A 17826-nucleotide genomic window follows, 5' to 3' on the forward strand; every position below is an offset into this window, starting at 1 on the left:
TTACATGCAAAAAGTTAAACCAATATTTATATTAAACAGATTGATCTTAAAATCAGCACCGCTAGACCGTCGTTTTCCAGTTTCTCCCAAATTATTGCTTTGTTTCTCCAATCTATATTTGAAACCCACTACTCCAAAAGAAAGTTCTGCACAAACATTCTGTGTTATAAAAACAGAGATGCCCGGATTGATACCCAAATGCAATTCATTTATCGTTGTATCCGTCCGCTTATATTCCGCTCCTTCTCCTCTGGCAAAACTCGATGTCCCATTCAAATACGTTAATGTCGTCTCATTAAATAATCCGAATAATTTTCCCCTATCAAGCCCGACATACGAACGGTGGAACAAGCCAAAGGAATACAAGTCTTCCGCATATCTCATATTACTCAATGAGAAATCCGACTCTTCATCAATATTAAGCGATATATTTCCTAAATCAGCAATTGTATGATTATATCCGAGCTTCATTCCGACTACAACATTATCCTTCACTGCATAACCAACAAAAGGCTTAACTGAAAACATTTTAAAGTTACAATCAAAATCCTTCAGCATAGAAAACAGCAAACGGCTGTCATCACTATCAAAATTAACATAGGAGAAAGTAAGACCACCAATCCATTTTTTCTTAGGAATAAACCGATAACTTACAATTCCACGATCAAAGCGTCCGATTGGTTTGATATGAATCAAGTTAGTGTTCTCTACAACATCTTTCTTCCTCTCCAATTCCGCTTTATCCAAATAAATGGTATCACGTATTATAACTGTATCCCGTTGTTGTGCCGAAAGTGTCTGTACTCCAGCCAACACAACCATTACACATATATAGATTAATCGACTCATTATTTCTTTCTTATAAGTAGAATGCTATACCTAATCCAATAGAGAATAGGTTAATTTTAAAGTTTGCCGCACTCGACGAACGCTCTCCGACATACACTTGATCTGTAGTTTGTTTTACCTTACTAAAATCCAATCCAAGAACCCCAACACTGACCTCAACTGCCGTAAAATTATTTATAAACGCAACAATACCGGGAGCGACTCCCAAGCCAAAATCTGTAGTTTTCGAATATGTTCCGCTTAGTGAAGTATTATCCTTTGTGATTACTTTAGACTGGCTTCCACCAACCTCCAATCTGGTTTCAGCGAAAAGAGCAAAACGTTTGCTCGTCCCTATGTTGATATAATTTCGAAGAATTCCAATGGCACTGTACGTGTGCTTCAATTGATACATATCATTCACATCAAACTTGGTATCTTCGTCAAGATTCAGAGTCACTCCATCCAATTTTGTCAATGTACGTCCATAAGAGAAACGTCCTCCGGCAGCCACATTATCTTTAAATGCATAACAAAACATCGGACTCACCTTAAAGGTATATCCATCTGAATTGAAACCATCAATTACCAGAAACTGATAGTTCTGCTCGCTATGTTCGGAATAAGAAACCGAACTGCCAACAATCCATTGCCCTTTCGGAACAAAGGTGTGAGCCTCTATATTACGTTTAAACTCTTGTGCCTGAGCAGTCATACCCACTATCAACAAGAGATATATTAAAATCTTTTTCACGTGCAATATTTATTTGATAATCAATGGTTAATACACTAGTTCTACATCATCTATCCACATTATACTCCCCACAGCTCCGGCAAAATAATCTCCATAGCGACTAGAAGAAGCAACCATCACGATATATTTGGGCAAACGGGTGTTATCTCGATAATCCAAAGGAATGATAATCTCCGCCATTTCAGTGTCTCCGCCAACATCCTCCGTAAAAATACGCTCTCCATAGGCAATTATATTCTCATCATTCGGATCAAAAGTGCGTGTGTTTTCCGGATGATTAAAATCCGTCTGTGCAACGACAGCCCATTCATATCCCGAAATATATTCACTACCCGTTCCAGGCCAATCACCTACAGCCACATAAATGATTCCCTGATCCGGCTCCCCTGAAATAAGTCCTTGTTCAGGCAAGGCGTTGTTAGTTACTACTTCAGGACGATACTTAACATAGACACGTAAAGCTGACGGACGGGCTGTAAAAGGACGCCCCCAACCTAAGACACCATTTCCTTTCCATCCATCCATTATGGTTTTCAAATATCTTCCGGCAAACAGATTACCTGCTGCAAACTGTCCGATTCCAAGAACTTTGGCATCTGTTGAAGTTAACTTAGCAGAATATGTTCCACTATGTTTAATAGAAGCATCAGCAACCGTAATATCGACACTCGCAGATTTGGAACCATGATTTCCTGAATCCCAAAAAATATCACTTTCGGCAGATGAAGTCGCAATATAGGCAGGCATACTTCCCGACCAATATTCAAAACTACTATTTTCCAGTTGCAATGCTTTTTCCGTAGTAAACGTACAGACAACTGTAGATAGCACATCACCATCCATTAATTGATATTCATATTTCGTGTCAGAAAGCAATCCCGTCACAGCAGACGCGCTCTGAACATTCTGCCCGTCACGAACAGCATCTACTATTTTCCAATCTTGCTCATCCGCCTTACGATAGCGGAAGGCCAATGCACCTTGTGGCTCACGACCGGGAAGAACAGTACCATACAGAGTAGCTTTTGTTGCCCACACTTCATAGACCGGAACAGGTTCTGTTTGTACGGTAGCATCCGAAACTACCATCTTCCAGTTTGCTGTACGCATCTTATTATTTGCATCTGTCGCAGTCAGGCTAATTGCATAAGTACCTTCGTTAACCGTATATTTCCGAATCAAATCAGCAGACAGAATCAGATTCAATGCATATCCTTTGGATTCTGCTTTTTCATCAATCAGTATTCCACCTTCCGTCAACTGAGTTTTTTGTTCCTCTGTCAGATTTTTCAAGTCAAAAGAGTTTTCACTTGTTGCCAAAAATTCAGGAAACTGTTCAGATGAAAGAAGCACTTGTTGCAAAGCAGAAGAGCCGGTAATATTTATAGTAACATCCGAACCACTTTCAGTAGCGACATAACTTGTGGCATCCAGATTGAAGATTTCATCTCCATATGCAGCAGTAAATACCGGGCGACGGTAATACACAACCTCTTCTTCAATGATTTCCAACGGAGTGGCATCCACTCGTAAATGTAAAATAGCCCCTCCGGTATCAGGATTTCCCACCTCAATATCCTTGTATTCATAAGTCAACTGATAAAGAGTGGCCGCTTTCGCTTGTGGAATAGTATCAACCTGTGTGTACGGACGTCCTGCAATATCAGTTGCCGAAAATGTGCAAAACAAAGTATCGCAATCGGCTGGAAGAGAGAAATATCCCATTGCTTCCAAATTATCCGCATTAAAATCCAATATTCCATTTTCTGCCTTTACGGCTATTGACACAGCATATTCTTCTTTAAAAACAGTTTTCAAAGATTCACCGAAAGCAACTTTTGTTACTGTGTTTGCAATATTACATATCACATCTACCGGGGTTACTTTTGCTCTCTCTACAGTGAAAGGTTCAACTCCCTCATAGAACTTTTTGGTAAACGATGCAGCCACAGAATCTCCGGCAGTCACCCGTACACGGTATTCGCCGGAAGGCAATGTTATCCCTTCTTCCGGAAGTTCTGCCGTACCCAAGTATTTACGAATCAACTTATCCGTATCATAAATTCGAATTTTACAATCTTTTACCAAGGCACTTTCTTCATCGGCAGTCAGAGAACGAGTAACAACTACCTGCAAGTCATTTTTCATCTGTACCCCCAAACGAAGCGTACCTTCTCCACCATAGCCTACATTTTCATCACTCTGACAACCACTTAAAGCCAACAGAGATAAAATGATATATTTATTAATCTTTTTCATCATACTCCTTTGCCTCACTTTTACTTGGTATTCAATGTCAAGGTAGCTGTAGCAGATGCATTTGTTACATCTTTCACCGTAATCTTAAACTGATGCATGCCATGATATACCTGCAACAGTGGAACAAATTTTGTAATATTAAAAGGTACCGTCTCTGTTGTTTTCACTTCATCTCCAACCGGGAAACCTAATGAAATCAAGTTATTTTTATGATCCTCATCTGCCGGCGGGTTTGCCAAATCAAAGGACGTAGCACCAAACAACTCTACTACAGCTGCCACAAAATCGTTATCAGAACTTGTAATCTCCACAATCACATTCTTTATTCCTCTGGAAGCCAACAAATTCACAACAACAAGACCATCAACCTCTTCATTATAGTCATTTGCATCAATTGGAGTATTCAAATCAAAATTCTTATTACCACTTGTCACAGTAGGGTCAGTACCTTCCTTATCTCCTCCTGATGGAAAGTCGTCTATTCCCTCTTCCTCTCCGGGATGAACAGAACCATCCAACTCTACAATATCACAAGTAACATCATACTCAACAGACGGATTGGCAGCTCCTCCTGTTCCCGGATCACCATTGGCATCCCGCAATGTATAAGTAATAATCAATTGAGAACCCATATTTATATTGGAAAAAGATTTATTAATCGGCACATCTAGTTCATCATCAAGCTCACCTATAAACTTCGCATCAATCACGTTACCACTTGCTGCTGCAGGAAAATAACCGGCACGAGTTTCATCTTTTTCAAAATTAAGAGAGTATTTATTATTAACAGTAACTTTAATATTAGCCTCATCCCCCAACAATTTCCTGAAATTCTCATCATATTGGATAGTCACCATGATACAATTCAATGTACAGTTAACCGTTTCAAGATTAGTAATCTGATCTTTCTGAATCTCAAAATTCTTCGATCCTTCACAATAAGGCTCATCAAATAAAGCTATGCCAACATTAGGAGCATGAGCTATCACTTTATATTTTCCCACCTTTAACTGAAAAATCTCAGGAAGCTCACTATATTTCCATTCCGAAACCAAAGTTTCATCTTCTGCATTATAGATGCCTACTATATAATTACTGGGATCTACTGTTTCAGCACGAGATACCGGAGTAGCATTTACATTTACCGACAGTCCCATAGAAGCCAAATTCACTTGTCCATAATCATTGGACTCTTTTCCAAAATCCATGTTTTCGCGATCACAAGCTGACATTAATATTATCAAAACAGTCAGCAACAAATATGTCGGATGAATTATTTTTTTCATATCATTTTTATTTAATGTAAATTAGTTTGCATATTCTAAAACCAGATCATCGATAACCAAAACATTACCTATAGCTCTAGTATCTCCATATCCAGCAAAGAGTCCTAAACTGCCACTATATCCGTTCACAGATGGCGTAGAAGCAGTACTTGCCAAAAACTCAACAGATATGTGTGTCGGTGAAAGTTGAATATTCTTATATTCAATACCAACTATTCCCTGAGTGTCAACAGGAGTAGCCATTGAACTCGTCAATTCCAACATACCTTCACCTAATACAACAATACTTCCATCGTCTTCACGATGTTCTATTTTCACAACAGCAGAAGCAGATTCACCATTTATAGAATGAAAACGATAAATAAATGACATCTGAGTAGGACGAGAACTAAATATATGTCCATATTGTTCTCCTGATTGTTTATCATATTGACCTATAAACAAACAACCTGATGTTTTCTTTCTACAATTAGGAGAATTCTTTTTAGAACAAGTACTTCCTGCCCCCCAGCCTACAACAGCTATTTCTGCAGAATACTCACCGTTACACGGTTTATTCGAAATTCCTATTTTTGAGCTAGCAGAATGGTTAGAATTAACATAGGTAGTACTCAGATGATATCTATAAAAATAAGATTGATCATCGGATTCAGCTGTACTCAAATCGTTGCGTGTTGCCCACCACGGCTCATTTTCACCTTCTAAATAAGGATATGCAGTATATATTTCCTGATTTCCATTACTAATACCACTTATTTTATCTGATTTCCATACAAACTTCTCATACCATTGTTCAAAGTTTGAATTAGGTATCTGTAATTCACTTTCCGTATTAATTTCCAATTCATCAGAAGCTGCAACAATATCTCCTTCCAAATCCTTTTTCACAATACGAAGATCTATTTTCTCCCCTGCAGGCAATCCGGTCATGGACACAGAAGTATTATCAACACTATAAACCGGATTTATCTCTTTCCCGTCATTAAAACATAAAAATTCCCAACCGTCCTCAATACTTTTGTCCACTTGTACTGTTGCTTTCTTTGTCCAAACATCACCAGGATAAGCCAGACTAAGTGTATACAATGGAGCTTCAACAGTACTTTCTACCGACTTCATCCGACGAAGGTAGTTAGCTTCTATTTGCATTACGGAAGTCTGTGACTCAGGCAAAACAAAAGTCAGTTGATGTTGTTCCTTATCAGAGTTTATTTTCTTTGGAGTAATAGCTTGCTTGCTATCACCTACCTTCAACCAATAATTAACTTTTAATGGATCTCCATCAAGCGTCATATTCACATTCACTTTGGTCGTACCATAAGCAATTGTAGGTCCAGTAGTAATTGCAAACTTATTATCCAGACTATTCACTTTGAGAGTCAACGGTTCTTCATTGGTTTTTGAAAGTATATCAACCGCATTTAAAGTGAAAAGATGTTCTGCGTCCCCTTCTTTATATTCCAAGAAAGGGATAACATCCGTAAAATCAATCATCGCTATCTTATCCTTCTTGTCACTTAGGCCTACGATTTTCAATCCTAACTCTTGCATTTTTTCTAAAATATCGGCAGGCACATTAGCCAAGTCCACCGATTCCGGCCATCCTTGCTCAATCAAAGTATTGGAGCGAGTTGTCAAATTACAATGGGCAATCCCACCAGCCGCATTCAAATATGCGTAAATCTGTGATGATTCGGCACTTTTACCTTCAACAACAGACAATGCTTCTGTCCCAAATCCATTCGCTTTCAGATAAGGAGCCGGAGCACTTAACGCTTCGTCAGAAACATCAATTGTTATTGGTTCCTGATTTGGAATATCGTCACTGAACGATATATTTACCATTGATGAACCTGCATCCACATCAAGCGTCAAAATATAAGCATGACGGGCTTCTGCTAAAAAAGTTTTTGCTTGCACAGTCACTTCCTGACTGCTACCTTGCTTTTTGCGAAATGTGGTACGGACTTGCAGCTCTCCCGGTTTAAAATATCCATAGCGTTCTTCCGACTGTTCAAACTTTACTATGTTATTTAAAGAAGAAGTAACTTCGGAAGAGTAGGAAGAAAAGAATTCTTTAAAAGCATCCGTATAAGTAATCTTTAGTTTTGCATTCGCTAAATAGCAAGTCACTTTCACATTAGTCGTTTTTCCTTTCGATATAGTAAACGATTGATTACCTTCAAAATATGGTAATTCAAATCCTTCATTTTCGACATCACTATACGAAGCAACCGCTGTATAATTTCCCGAACGAAGTGTCAGTTCATCATCCGCAAAAAAATCCGCCAAAGTAGCCCATTTTCCACGAAGAGTTTCTCCTTTAAATATGGAAAAAGAGAAATCATTTACATCAGGAACTCCCTGTTCTGTTCCGTCACCCACCCGGGTATTGGTTCCCACTACCACCTCGGGATTTGCATTAACCTGTACATGTAATGTCCCACTTCCTTCACTACCTTCATCACGTTCTGAAGAACAAGAAAAAAACAGAGGCAAAAGACATATACAAAAAGCTAGTTTTACTAGTTGTCTGTTACTCATCTCTCTAGAATCTCTAAAATGTATAAAACTGAACGTAAAAGTACAGTTTTACTTTTTTATAATAAAGTATCCAAAGAAAGTTTTATTTCCAAATATGAAAATAGGAACACAATTAGCATATTACATCTAAAAAACAGACCATTTTAAAGAGGAAAAACACAAAAGTTCTGTCTTTCATATGAAAAACAGAACTTTCCTTATTCAAGTTGAGAGTGTTAACAGAACTTATTTGTCGATATCCGGCATCAGGACGACTCCGAGCTTTTTCTTCCCATCCATCTTGACAATCATCGGTTTTTTAAAACGGACGTGACGAAGGTATTTTGTTTCTTCCACTGCCGGCTGTGCGTTGAGGAATTCCTGGTTATAAATCCCATCATTCATAAAGGCATTGATGGTGAAATAACCCACACCAAAAGAAGTCAAGTTCTGGAAGAAGTGCGTGCCTTGACTGGGGTCTACGCGATAGTTGGTCAATCCGGCTTCTACGATTACACGGGCGGCGGAGATGTGCGGCCACTTCACCGGGATACCCAGCCATGTGTCACTACTTCCCCAACGTCCCGGCCCGACAAGCACATAATTCTTGCCTTCGTTCAGGAATTGCTGGTTTATCTTTTCTATCTCCCAGGCAATAGTTTGATTATTCGAAGCACTGTAACCGTCGGTCTTGACATAGACAACATCACAAATGTCATTCATAATGCCATGCCCCAGTGAGTTATAAGAACGAAGCACTACATCCTCGTCCGGTATCTCGTTCAAATCTTCATCCAAAATTTCCTTGCTGTCTACGATGGGACGGATTTGCAGCAGATAGAACGTACCCGTCTTATCCTGCTCACGGCTTAGCGTAGCTGCAAATTCGATTTCAACAGGACGGCGCATCTCCTGTTCACTGTACTTCAACACTAATTGAAGAATACGTGCCAACGGGAAAACATCATGTTGCAGAATATTGGCAAACGTGATTACTTTACGTCCTCCCGGATACAAGCCATCCCGGATAATTTGGTCATACGGGTCGTATGTGGAAGCGATGTAGCGCAAAGCCCCGTCATTTTCCGCCTCTTTCACGTGAAGCTTCAAGAGGTTGAAGCCATCGTCGATAGAGAAATCATGCCCTGCGTTCTTCAAGTCCAAAGCATAGAAACGGGTTTGTGTTTCTTTCAGAGCTATTTCCATTTCGCTGGTTTGCAATACCTGGTTCGGGTGATAAGGAGAGAAACGGAGTGTCATGCCACCATCCACAATATATTTCCCTAATCCTAAAGCCAGGTTTACCGTTCCTTCTTCCGCCTTTTCATCGCCCAACGGATAATAATTCAATGAACGGGCCACACCGGACATGGAAGGATAATAGCGGTCGCCATACTGATTACCCACCACTTCCTGCAAGATTACAGCCATTTTCTCCTGGTCGATTACATTCGAGGTAGCCTGCATATACGCCTTACTATCGCGGAAATAGACCGAAGCATATACCCCCTTGATAGCATCGGAAAGCATACGCAACATCTCATAGCGGTCGTCCAGATAAGGAACCATATATGTATTGTAGATTCCGGCAAAAGGCTGATAGTGAGAATCCTCTAATAAAGAAGAAGAGCGGATGGCAATCGGAGACTTCACTACATCAAAGAAAGTGAAGAAATCCTCTACCAGTCTGTCCGGCAATTTTGCTTTCAGGAAATATCTCAGAATCGTATCGTCGTCCGCATCCGAAAGGGCAATCTGATACAGATTATTGGCATCCATAAATTCATCGAACACATCCGTACAGAGCACCACCGTCTTGGGAATAGCAACCCGTGCATTCTCGAACTCGTCAAACTCCGGATGACGTTTCACCATATTGTCTATAAAAGCCAGTCCGCGTCCTTTTCCGCCTAATGAACCGTCGCCGATACGGGCAAAATTGGAGTAGCGGTCGAAACGGTCGCGCTTGAACACCGCCACGACCCCTTGATTCTTCATTTTGCGGTATTTTACGATAGCCTCGAAGATAATGCGGCGATGAGCATCCACATCTTGAAGACTGCTCCAGGTGATAGGCTTCAAGAATTCCGCCACAGGAAACATAGCCCGCGAATAAAGCCAACGGGACACGTGATTGCGGCTGATATGATATAGGAAAGATTCGGCAGGCACGGCAAACAGGATATTCTGCAACTCCTTCAGATTACGAACGTGCGCTATCTCCTCACCCGTCTCAGGATTGCGGAAAACAAAATCACCGAAACCGAAATTGTCAGAAACGATACGGCGCAAATCGACGTCCATCTTCTTCGAGTTCTTATCAATAAAGCTCGCACCGTATTTCGCTGCATAAGAGGAGTTTTCCGATTCGGACGACTGGATAATCAAAGGAACAAACGGATCATTCTTGCGAATCTCGGCACATAACTTGATACCTGCCAGACCGTCTTTCTCCCCCCGTTCCACTTTCGGGAAACGCACGTCGGTGATTACACCTAATATATTATTCTGATATTTGTGATAAATCTCCATCGCTTCCTGATATGTACGCGCCAACACGATTTTAGGACGCCCGCGCATACGAAGCGTACGTTGATGCGCATTCAGAGCTTCCGTAGAGAATTCCTGGCTTTGCTGCAACACGAACTTATACAGATTCGGCAGAATGGAAGAATAGAAGCGTATACCATCTTCTACCAGCAGAATCAACTGCACGCCCACTTCCTGCACATCATGTTCCAGATTCATCTTATCTTCCATCAACTTGATGATAGACACCAACAGGTCGGTATTGCCCAACCAGCAGAACACGTATTCAAACGCGCTCAAATCCTCGTTGATGATTCGTTTCGTGATACCATGACTAAAAGGAGTCAGAATAACGATAGGAATATGCTCGTATTTCTCCTTGATATGCCGGCCGATGTCAAAACTGTCGTTATCCCCCGTACCCGGCATACAAATCACCAGGTCGAATGACATATTCTCCAACTGAGCCAACGCTTCCTCTTCCGTAGACACCTGCGAGAACCGGGGCGGATAACGCAGAGACAATGAAGTATATTCATTGAAAATCTTCTCGTCAATGCGTCCGTCATCTTCGAGCATGAAAGCATCATAAGGGTTGGCTATTAACAACACGTTAAAAATTCGCCGGGTCATTAAATTAGCAAATTGCGTATCTTTGAAGTAAAGCTGGTTTAATTTATATTTACTGAGCATAAAGTCATCTCCTTTCTTATTTCAAATCGTCTATCTACAGAATCACATTTTGCAAAGTTAATTCTTTAAATCTCATTTTCCATCATCTTCTTTATAAAGTTTACTTGTTTATCTCTTATTATTTTGTAGATTTGTAACTTTAAGTTTATTCAAAAAGACTTTTTATTCACATGAAAAAAGCAACTTTATTAATGAGTGGAATCATGGTGATGTCATGCGCTCCCCAACAAAAAAAGCTGGTCTACCCCGAGACGGCAAAGGTAGACACTGTAGATGTGTACTTCGGCACACAAGTTCCCGACCCTTACAGATGGTTGGAAAATGACACCAGCGCAGCCACTACTGCCTGGGTAGAAGCACAAAACAAAGTAACGAATGAGTATCTTAGCCAGATCCCGTTCCGCGAAAACCTACTGAAACGATTGACAACACTGGCCGATTACGAGAAGATCAGTGCTCCGATCAAGAAACATGGAAAGTATTATTTCAGTAAAAATGACGGTCTGCAGAACCAGAGTGTATTCTATGTGCAGGATTCACTGGACGGAGAACCGCGTGTTTTTCTCGATCCGAACAAACTATCGGACGACGGAACAGTAGCACTGACCGGTCTTTATTTCTCAAACGATGGCAAGTATACCGCTTACAGTATTTCACGCAGCGGATCGGACTGGTCTGAAATTTATGTAATGGATACCGAAAGCGGAAAACTACTGGAAGACCACATCGAATGGGCCAAATTTACCGGTGCCGCCTGGCAGGGAGACGGTTTCTATTACAGCGCCTATGATGCACCATCCAAAGGAAAAGAGTTCTCCAACGTGAACGAAAATCACAAAATCTATTATCACAAAATCGGTGAGCCACAGTCAAAAGATAAACTGATTTATCAGAATCCTGCTTATCCGAAACGTTTCTATACATCGAGCACCAATGAAGACGAACGGATTCTCTTCCTAACGGAATCCGGCGCCGGAAGAGGTAACAACCTGTTTATACAGGATTTGAAAAAGCCGAATTCACCCTTCATCCAGCTGACTACAGACCTCGACTACCAATATTACCCAATCGAAGTTATCGGCGACCAGATTTATATTTATACCAACTACGGTGCACCGAAAAACCGAATCATGGTAGCCGACATCAACCGTCCGAAGCTGGAGGAATGGAAAGAGCTCGTACCCGAATCGGAAGCTGTTCTTTCAAATGCGGAAGTGATCGGTGGCAAGCTGTTCCTTACTTATGACAAAGATGCCTCGAACCACGCATACGTTTACGGTCTCGACGGTAAACAAATTCAGGAAATCCAACTGCCGTCACTCGGTTCCGTAGGCTTTAGCGGCAACAAAGACGACAAAGAATGTTTCTTCGGATTCACTTCATTCACCATACCGGGTGCTACCTACAAATACGACATGGAACAGAATACCTACGAACTATATCGTGCCCCGAAAGTACAATTCAACTCAGACGATTTTGTGACCGAACAAGTATTCTTCGCCAGCAAAGACGGCGTAAAAATTCCGATGTTCCTTACTTATAAGAAAGAGTTGAAGAAAGACGGCAAAAACCCTGTATTCCTCTACGGATACGGTGGCTTCGGTATCAGCCTCAACCCGGGCTTCAGCGCCACACGTATTCCATTCCTCGAAAATGGGGGTATCTACGCACAAGTAAACCTGCGCGGTGGTAGTGAATACGGCGAAGACTGGCACGTAGCCGGAACTAAAATGCAGAAACAGAACGTATTCGACGATTTCATCTCTGCTGCCGAATATCTGATCGACCAGAAATATACGAATAAAGATAAAATCGCCATTGTAGGAGGTTCCAACGGTGGTCTGTTGGTAGGTGCCTGCATGACACAGCGTCCTGACCTGTTCCGTGTAGCGATCCCGCAGGTAGGTGTGATGGATATGCTCCGCTACCATAAATTCACTATCGGCTGGAACTGGGCAAGCGATTACGGCACAAGCGAAGACAGCAAAGAGATGTTTGAATACCTCAAAGGCTACTCTCCACTGCACAACCTGAAGCCGGGCACGAAATATCCGGCAACACTGGTCACTACCGCCGACCATGACGACCGTGTAGTCCCTGCCCACTCATTCAAGTTTGCCGCTACCCTGCAAGCCGACAACGACGGTACGAATCCGACACTGATTCGTATTGACAGCAAAGCCGGGCATGGCGCAGGCAAACCAATGGCTAAAGTACTGGAAGAACAAGCTGATATTTACGGATTCATCATGTATAATCTAGGAATGAGACCAAAATTCTAAAGCGGCACTTCCTATTTATAAACACATACAAGCCCCGTAACCTGTATTTTACATTACAGGCTACGGGGCTTTGTGTTTTTCAGCAGAAGAGACTGACATTTTATCATTATTTAATCAAAATATTCGCATCAAAACAAGCAACCTTGAAAAATTTTCCTATATTTGCGGAGAGTTAGTTGACATTTTATCAGAATTAACCTTTTAAAATATAGTATCATGAACATCCAGAAAATCATGTCCTCTTTGGAGGCTAAGCATCCCGGTGAATCTGAATATCTTCAAGCAGTGAAGGAAGTTCTTCTTTCCATCGAAGATATATACAATCAACATCCTGAATTTGAAAAAGCTAAAATCATAGAAAGATTGGTAGAACCCGACCGTATCTTCACTTTCCGTGTAACGTGGGTGGATGATAAAGGTGAGGTGCAGACCAACCTCGGTTATCGTGTACAATTCAATAATGCGATCGGTCCTTATAAAGGCGGTATCCGTTTCCATGCTTCCGTCAATCTTTCCATTCTGAAATTCCTCGGTTTCGAACAGACATTCAAAAATGCACTGACCACGCTGCCTATGGGTGGTGGAAAAGGAGGTTCCGATTTCTCTCCACGCGGTAAGAGTGATGCTGAAATCATGCGTTTCTGCCAAGCCTTCATGTTGGAACTGTGGCGTCACCTCGGACCGGATATGGATGTACCTGCCGGTGATATCGGCGTAGGCGGACGCGAAGTAGGCTATATGTTCGGTATGTATAAGAAACTGACTCGCGAATTTACAGGCACATTCACCGGCAAGGGATTAGAATTCGGAGGCTCGTTGATTCGCCCGGAAGCTACCGGTTTCGGTGGTCTGTATTTTGTAAATCAGATGCTACAAGCGAAAGGTATTGATATAAAAGGTAAGACAGTCGCTATTTCCGGTTTCGGCAACGTTGCATGGGGAGCAGCTACCAAAGCTACCGAACTGGGTGCCAAAGTGATTACAATTTCCGGTCCGGACGGATATATCTACGATCCGGATGGTATCAGCGGCGAAAAAATAGACTATATGCTCGAACTTCGTTCTTCGGGTAATGACATTGTTGCACCTTATGCAGAACAATATCCAAATGCTACCTTTGTAGAAGGAAAGCGCCCATGGGAAGTGAAAGCAGACATCGCACTTCCTTGTGCTACCCAAAATGAATTAAATGGAGAAGATGCTCAAAATCTCATAAAAAATGACGTACTTTGCGTCGGAGAAATTTCCAACATGGGATGTACTCCCGAAGCAATCGACCTCTTTATTGAACATAAGATAATGTATGCTCCGGGTAAAGCGGTCAACGCAGGCGGTGTTGCCACTTCCGGTCTGGAAATGTCTCAAAACGCAATGCACCTAAGCTGGAGTGCTGCCGAAGTGGACGAAAAGCTCCATGCAATCATGCACGGCATCCATGCACAATGCGTGAAGTACGGCACGGAACCCGACGGATACATTAATTATGTGAAGGGTGCCAACATTGCCGGATTTATGAAAGTAGCTCACGCAATGATGGGACAAGGCGTTATTTAGAAGACTTTGTTTAGTTGTATTTGTATTTGTGGTTTGCGCTGCTCGCCCCCTGTGACAGGACGCGGGTAGCGCTATTTTTTTGAAATTAACAATATTTTCGCTGGAATTAATTATCTTTGTGGCATAATAGGTTAAATAATGGTTTGTGAATTTATTATATCAAATCAATAACTCACAACTAATAATCTACCATTACCAGTTTTGTAATTAATAATCATGTAATAAATAAAAAATGCTACAACCCGAATTGAAATTTCGCCGTGACAAGATTCGCAGTCTGATGGTGTCACAGGGCATTGATGCCGCACTTATTACTTGTAATACAAATTTAATTTACACGTATGGCTGTGTAGTCAGTGGCTATCTTTACCTTCCCCTTCATTCGCCTGCACTCTTGTTTTTCAAACGCCCTAATACTATCACAGGAGAACATTCGTTCCCTATTCGCAAACCGGAACAAATCGTTGACCTGTTGAAAGAACAAGGATTGCCGATGCCAACCAAACTGATGTTAGAAGGTGACGAGCTCCCTTATACGGAATATTGCCGTCTGGCCAGCCTGTTTCCGGAAGCAGAAGTTGTAAATGGCACCCCGTTGATTCGTCAGGCACGCAGCGTAAAAACACCTGTAGAAATTGAAATGTTCCGCCGTTCGGGCATTGCCCACGCCAAGGCATACGAGCAGATTCCAAGCGTATATTGCCCCGGTATGACAGACATTGAGTTTTCCATTGAAATAGAACGCCTGATGCGCCTGCAAGGTTGCCTCGGAATTTTCCGGGTATTCGGACGCAGCATGGAAATATTCATGGGTAGCGTACTGACCGGAGACAACGCCGGATACCCCTCTCCTTATGATTTTGCTTTAGGTGGACAAGGACTTGATCCTGCTTTGCCGGGAGGAGCGAATAAAACTCCGCTAAAGGAAGGTCAGAGTGTTATGGTGGATTTGGGAGGTAATTTCAACGGCTATATGAACGACATGAGCCGTGTATTCTCAATAGGCAAGCTGCCCGAAGAGGCTTACACCGCCCATCAGGTTTGTTTGGACATTCAAGAAAAGATTGCTTCCATCGCCAAACCGGGCATTGCTTGCGAAGTGCTCTATGACACAGCTGTCGAAGTAGCCAAAGAAGCCGGATTTGCCGACAAGTTCATGGGAACAGGACAACAAGCCAAGTTTATCGGCCACGGTATCGGACTCGAAATTAATGAAGCTCCGGTATTGGCTCCCCGCATGAAACAACAATTAGAACCGGGAATGGTCTTTGCTCTCGAACCGAAAATCGTTATTCCGGGTGTAGGTCCCGTAGGTATTGAAAACTCTTGGGTAGTAACCAATGAAGGAGTAGAAAAACTGACAAACTGCAATGAAGAAATCATTGAATTAAGTTAAACAAGTGCGGTTTTAAATTAAAACTAGTTCGTTTCGATACGGTTTTTGATTCTTTTCACCACAGAGAACACTAAGGAAACAGAGGTTACAGTCATCTCTGAATTAGGATTTTGAAGCCTTTGTCTTCTCTGTGTCCTTTGTGTCCTCTGTGGTGAAATAATTCATTTATAAAATAGATATGAACTATTCAACTACCCCTATATCAGCGCACCGGCGTCAGCCCCATCTTCTTAGCCCGCTCCAGCATGAAAGCATGAGCAGCCTCATATTCGTTCGGAATCACTCCATCCAAGATAGCATCCTTTATAGCACTTTTCAGAGCACCGACTTCACGACAAGGTTCCAAACCGAAAGTCTCCATAATTTCTTCTCCGCTCACGGGTGGCTGGAAGTTACGGACACGGTCTTTCTCTTCCAAATCCTTCAGTTTTTGTCGAACCAACTGGAAGTTATTCAGGAAACGTTGCTTACGTTCCATATTCTTGGAAGTAATATCCGCTTCGCAGAGCATCATCAAATCGTCAATGTCATCTCCCGCTTCAAAGAGCAGACGGCGTACAGCCGAGTCTGTCACCACATCATCCGCGATAACAATCGGACGCATGTGCAGGCTAACTAGCTTCTGTACATACTTCATCTTCTCATTCATTGGCAGTTTCATTTTACGGAAGATATTCGGAATCATCTTTTCACCAATAAAGTTATGGTTGTGGAACGTCCATCCCGCTTTAGGCTCCCAACGTTTCGTGACAGGCTTGGCAATGTCATGCAGCAAAGCAGCCCAGCGTAACCAAAGGTTATCAGTCTTCTTGCTGATATTATCCAGCACTTCCAATGTATGATAAAAATTATCCTTATGCGAACGTCCGTTCCGTGTTTCCACTCCCTGCAAGGCAGCAAATTCCGGGAAAATCAACGGCAGCAAACCGCTACGTTCCAAATCAATAAAACCTTTCGAGGGAATCGGAGAAAGAATAATCTTATTCAGTTCGTCCGCAATACGCTCGCGGGAGATGATTTCAATCCGTTCTTTATTCCGGCAAAGCGATTCGAAAGTATCATCGTCAATGTAAAAGCCCAGCTGCGTAGCAAAACGGATGCAACGCATCATGCGCAAAGGATCATCGCTGAAAGTGATATCCGGGTCGAGCGGAGTGCGGATTGTCTTTTCCTTCATATCCTCCATGCCTCCGAACGGGTCTACCAGTTCGCCGAAACGTGCCTTATTGAGACATACGGCAAGAGCATTGATCGTGAAATCACGACGGTTCTGATCGTCTTCCAGCGTACCGTCTTCAACAATCGGTTTGCGCGAATCCCGTTGATAAGACTCCTTACGGGCACCTACAAACTCTACTTCCGTACCTCTGTATTTTACTTGTGCTGTCCCGAAATTCTTGAAAACAGAGACATGAGCACCACGTCCCAACCGTTTTCCAAGGGCTTCTGCCATTGCAATTCCACTTCCTACAACTACTACATCTATATCTTTAGAGGGACGTTGCAGAAAAATATCACGAACGTAACCACCTACCACATAACACTCCATGCCGAGCGCATCGGCCGTTTCGGCTATCTGTCCGAAGATGGGTTCGCTAAAATACTGCTTCAATTCCTCTTGAGTCAACTCTATCATTCTTTTTAGTTATAAGTTTTGAGGGGACAAAATTACAAAAATAAGGGATATATTTGTATTTTTGCCGCTAATAAAGTGAATGAAGA

The 17826-nt window shown here is 42.0% G+C and carries 10 protein-coding genes; 3 read left to right on the forward strand and 7 right to left on the reverse strand.

Annotation, left to right across the window (positions count from 1 at the left end; genetic code table 11):
• The 6 genes from A4V03_RS13515 to A4V03_RS13540 all read right to left on the reverse strand — a co-directional run bounded on the left by A4V03_RS13515 (position 1) and on the right by A4V03_RS13540 (position 10872).
• The gene (locus A4V03_RS13515; RefSeq protein WP_024987782.1) at positions 1–852 is read right to left on the reverse strand and encodes a hypothetical protein; all 852 of its coding nucleotides are present in this window, start codon (positions 850–852) and stop codon (positions 1–3) included.
• 7 nt (positions 853–859) lie between these two features.
• Positions 860–1582: a hypothetical protein gene (locus A4V03_RS13520; protein WP_236588631.1), complete on the reverse strand. Its 723-nt coding sequence runs from the start codon at positions 1580–1582 to the stop codon at positions 860–862.
• 27 nt (positions 1583–1609) lie between these two features.
• Positions 1610–3844 carry a DUF4493 domain-containing protein gene (locus A4V03_RS13525; protein WP_236588630.1) on the reverse strand — a complete coding sequence of 745 codons (2235 nt, stop codon included), beginning with the start codon at positions 3842–3844 and terminating at the stop codon, positions 1610–1612.
• A 17-nt stretch (positions 3845–3861) separates the two neighbouring features.
• Positions 3862–5127 (reverse strand): DUF4493 domain-containing protein, encoded by a 1266-nt coding sequence (locus A4V03_RS13530; RefSeq protein ID WP_065539275.1) that lies wholly within the window; start codon positions 5125–5127, stop codon positions 3862–3864.
• A gap of 21 nt (positions 5128–5148) precedes the next feature.
• On the reverse strand, positions 5149–7671 hold the full coding sequence (locus tag A4V03_RS13535; RefSeq protein WP_065539276.1) for a DUF4493 domain-containing protein: 2523 nt from the start codon (positions 7669–7671) through the stop codon (positions 5149–5151).
• A 225-nt stretch (positions 7672–7896) separates the two neighbouring features.
• The gene (locus tag A4V03_RS13540) at positions 7897–10872 is read right to left on the reverse strand and encodes a PEP/pyruvate-binding domain-containing protein (protein WP_065539277.1); all 2976 of its coding nucleotides are present in this window, start codon (positions 10870–10872) and stop codon (positions 7897–7899) included.
• A 170-nt stretch (positions 10873–11042) separates the two neighbouring features.
• On the opposite strand from A4V03_RS13540, the gene A4V03_RS13545 reads away from it, so the two are divergent.
• From A4V03_RS13545 to A4V03_RS13555, 3 genes are all read left to right on the forward strand, one after another.
• The gene (locus tag A4V03_RS13545; RefSeq protein ID WP_065539278.1) at positions 11043–13154 is read left to right on the forward strand and encodes a prolyl oligopeptidase family serine peptidase; all 2112 of its coding nucleotides are present in this window, start codon (positions 11043–11045) and stop codon (positions 13152–13154) included.
• A 216-nt stretch (positions 13155–13370) separates the two neighbouring features.
• Entirely contained in the window at positions 13371–14708 is a 1338-nt protein-coding gene (gene gdhA, locus A4V03_RS13550) for an NADP-specific glutamate dehydrogenase (protein WP_008024724.1), read from the forward strand.
• A gap of 232 nt (positions 14709–14940) precedes the next feature.
• Positions 14941–16104: a M24 family metallopeptidase gene (locus tag A4V03_RS13555; RefSeq protein ID WP_065539279.1), complete on the forward strand. Its 1164-nt coding sequence runs from the start codon at positions 14941–14943 to the stop codon at positions 16102–16104.
• Positions 16105–16306: 202 nt separating this feature from the next.
• Here A4V03_RS13555 and A4V03_RS13560 read toward each other — a convergent pair whose 3' ends face one another.
• Entirely contained in the window at positions 16307–17740 is a 1434-nt protein-coding gene (locus A4V03_RS13560) for a CCA tRNA nucleotidyltransferase (RefSeq protein WP_065539280.1), read from the reverse strand.
• Between the last annotated feature and the right edge of the window lie 86 nt (positions 17741–17826).

This window comes from Bacteroides caecimuris, assembly GCF_001688725.2.
Classification (GTDB): domain Bacteria; phylum Bacteroidota; class Bacteroidia; order Bacteroidales; family Bacteroidaceae; genus Bacteroides; species Bacteroides caecimuris.

Excerpts from the sequence above, each read along its gene's own strand:
- A4V03_RS13525 (WP_236588630.1), bottom strand. The coding sequence starts at position 3,844 with ATGATGAAAAAGATTAATAAATATATCATTTTATCTCTGTTGGCTTTA.
- A4V03_RS13530 (WP_065539275.1), bottom strand. The coding sequence starts at position 5,127 with ATGAAAAAAATAATTCATCCGACATATTTGTTGCTGACTGTTTTGATA.
- A4V03_RS13535 (WP_065539276.1), bottom strand. The coding sequence starts at position 7,671 with ATGAGTAACAGACAACTAGTAAAACTAGCTTTTTGTATATGTCTTTTG.
- A4V03_RS13540 (WP_065539277.1), bottom strand. The coding sequence starts at position 10,872 with ATGCTCAGTAAATATAAATTAAACCAGCTTTACTTCAAAGATACGCAA.
- A4V03_RS13545 (WP_065539278.1), top strand. The coding sequence starts at position 11,043 with ATGAAAAAAGCAACTTTATTAATGAGTGGAATCATGGTGATGTCATGC.
- gdhA (WP_008024724.1), top strand. The coding sequence starts at position 13,371 with ATGAACATCCAGAAAATCATGTCCTCTTTGGAGGCTAAGCATCCCGGT.
- A4V03_RS13555 (WP_065539279.1), top strand. The coding sequence starts at position 14,941 with ATGCTACAACCCGAATTGAAATTTCGCCGTGACAAGATTCGCAGTCTG.
- A4V03_RS13560 (WP_065539280.1), bottom strand. The coding sequence starts at position 17,740 with ATGATAGAGTTGACTCAAGAGGAATTGAAGCAGTATTTTAGCGAACCC.